At 75.1% G+C, this 2,468-nt stretch carries 3 protein-coding genes; all 3 read right to left on the bottom strand.

Annotated elements, in window-relative coordinates; translation table 11 throughout:
• A partial coding sequence (locus PSH25_RS27625) for an SDR family NAD(P)-dependent oxidoreductase (protein WP_238661820.1) occupies positions 1-243 on the bottom strand: 243 nt, incomplete at its 3' end.
• Positions 240-1,580: a flavin-containing monooxygenase gene (locus PSH25_RS27630; RefSeq protein WP_238661821.1), complete on the bottom strand. Its 1,341-nt coding sequence runs from the start codon at positions 1,578-1,580 to the stop codon at positions 240-242. The genes PSH25_RS27630 and PSH25_RS27625, both read right to left, overlap by 4 nt.
• Positions 1,581-1,635: 55 nt before the next feature.
• Positions 1,636-2,283: a TetR/AcrR family transcriptional regulator gene (locus PSH25_RS27635; RefSeq protein ID WP_238661822.1), complete on the bottom strand. Its 648-nt coding sequence runs from the start codon at positions 2,281-2,283 to the stop codon at positions 1,636-1,638.
• Between the last annotated feature and the right edge of the window lie 185 nt (positions 2,284-2,468).

Genomic DNA, 2,468 nt, shown 5'->3' on the forward strand with positions numbered 1-2,468 from the left:
GTTGTTGATCAGCAGGTCGAGTCCGCCGAGCCGGTCGACGGCGGCCCGCACCGCGGGTGGCACGGCGTCCGGGTCGGTCAGGTCGCAGCCCAGCACCGCAACGTCGTCGTCGGGGCGGGCGTGCAGGTCGAGCCCCACCACCCGGGCGCCGGCCGCGTTCAGCGCGGCGCCGAGGTGGCGGCCGAAGGTGCCGCTCGCCCCGGTGACCAGCACCCGCCGACCGGCAAGTGTTCGACCGCTCACCGGGGTGCCCCCACCGAGGACGCCGCGGCGGAGCGGGCGCGGCGGGTCCCGGCGGTCAACTCCCGGGCCAGCTCGGCCAGGTAGACGTCGAAGTCCACCCGCATCGCCGGGCGGCGCTGACCCCAGCGGGCGGTCGCGGCCCGCAGTTCGGCCCGGCAGACGGCGCGCTGACGGTCCGGGTCCGGCAGCGCGTACCGGCCGGCGAGGTGCGCCGCGATCAGCTTGGCCTGCGCCTCGACCAGGGGGAACGCGGACCCGGTGGACTGCATCAACCCGACGAAGCTCAGCCCGGGGGCGTCGGGGTGGAACACGTGCCGGTACAACGGCAGGGTGTCGGCGCCCCCGGCGAGCAGCGCCGGGTCGAGGAACGGGACGTCCACCCGGTAGCCGGTGCACCAGATGATCAAGTCGACGCTGTCGCTGCGGCCGTCGGTGAACTCCACCCGGTCGCCGTCGAGCGCGGCGACGCCGGGCCGGGCCTCGACGTCGCCGTGGGTCAGCCGTGACAGCAACCCGTCGGAGAGCGTCGGGTGGTCCTGCAGGAAGCCGTGCGTCGGCGCGGGCAGCCCGTAGCGGGTGGGGTTGCCGACGGTGGCGCTCAGCATGGTCTGGCTGATGCGTTGGCGCAGGCGCCACGGCAGTCGGCGGGCCAACGCACCGTTGAGGGTGTCCGAGGGGCGGCCCAGCAGGTACTTCGGCACCACCCAGACGCCCCGGCGCAGCGACAGCAGGGTGCGGGCGGCGGCGTACGACGCGTCCACGGCGATGTCCATCGCGGAATTGCCACCCCCGACGACGAGGACCCGCCTGCCGGCCAACTGCTCCGGGCCCCGGTAGTCGTGGCTGTGGATCTGCTCGGCGGTGCAGGTGCCGGGGTAGCCGGGGTCCGGCAGCCGGGGCACCCGGTTGTGCCCGTTGGCGACGACCACGGCGTCGACGGTGACCTCGGCCGGGCCGCTCGGGCCGCTGGCGGCCACCGTCCAGGTGCCGTTGGGATGCCGGGTGACCCGCTCGACGGTGTGGCGCAGCCGGATGGCGTCGGCCAGCCCGAAACGCGCGGCGTAGTCGGCGAGGTAACCGGCGACACGACGGTGGTCGGGGTAGTCGGGCCAGTCGGTGGGCATCGGGTGGTCGGCGAACTGGGTGCGAGCGCGGCTGGTGTTGAGGTGCAGCGTGCGGTACGCGGGCGAGTCGGGCGCCCCGTACACCCAGAGGCCACCGACCTGCTCGGCGGCCTCGAAGCCGACCGTCGGCACGTCGGCGTCGCGCAGTGCCTTGACCGCGGCGAGCCCGGCGGCGCCGGCCCCGATCACCGCCACCCGAGGTGGTACGCCCATTGCCGCCCCCATTAATCCAACGTCCGATGGATAATCGTCGTGCGGTGGCGGCCCGTCAAGGGGTCGGTGATCCGTACAGCCCGTCGAGCAGGCGGTGCACGAACGCCCGGAACTCGCGCCGCTCCCGAGCGCCGGGCGCGCCGGCGGCCAACGCCACCACGTGCCCGTGCGTCGCCCACACCAGACTGCGTACGGTGATGTGCGGGGTCGGCTCGGCCAGCGCGCCGGTCGCCGCGGCGGCGGTGAGCAGCTCCGCGACCAGCCGGTACAACGGGTCGGCGTAGCGCTGGTCGAGCTCGGCGTGCCGCTGCGGTTCCAGCCAGCGGCGCAGCCACAGCGCGGTGGTCTCGGGGCGGTCCTCCAGGAAGTCCACGAAGACGTCGACCAGCTCGTGCAGGGCCCGCCGTGCCGCCTCAGGGCCCGCGTCGAGAGCGGCGCGGGCCTGCTCGGCGGCCTCGGTCAGCACCTCCCGCTCGGCGGCGAACACCCGGGCGAAGCACGCGTCGTAGAGGGCTGCCTTCGTACCCGTGTGGTGCGCGACCGTGGCGACGTCGACCCCGGCGGCGGCGGCGACCTCGCGCAGCCCGACGGCGTCGAAGCCCCGCTCGGCGAAGAGCGCGGTCGCCGCGGTGAGCACCACCTCGCGGGTCGGCCGGGTCTCGTCGCGGCGGGGCCGACCCGGGCGGCGGCGGGGCATGGTCATGGTCGCCATTCTGCCCCTAGAATCCAGCAACCGTTGGATTGCGGAGAGGATGCGGCGATGACCGGGCTGGACCGGCGGCCCGCGGCCGCCACCGACACGACGCTGCCGCGCGGCCCCCTGACGGGCTTCGCGGCCGGCTCGCTCGGCATGGGTGTCTGGGTGACCGTGCCCGGCCTGCTGCTGCT

The sequence above is a fragment of the Micromonospora foliorum genome (assembly GCF_022229015.1).
Taxonomy (GTDB): domain Bacteria; phylum Actinomycetota; class Actinomycetes; order Mycobacteriales; family Micromonosporaceae; genus Micromonospora; species Micromonospora foliorum.

Bases quoted from the DNA above. Each gene is read 5' to 3' on its own strand.
- PSH25_RS27630 (WP_238661821.1), bottom strand. From the start codon at position 1,580: ATGGGCGTACCACCTCGGGTGGCGGTGATCGGGGCCGGCGCCGCCGGG.
- PSH25_RS27635 (WP_238661822.1), bottom strand. From the start codon at position 2,283: ATGACCATGCCCCGCCGCCGCCCGGGTCGGCCCCGCCGCGACGAGACC.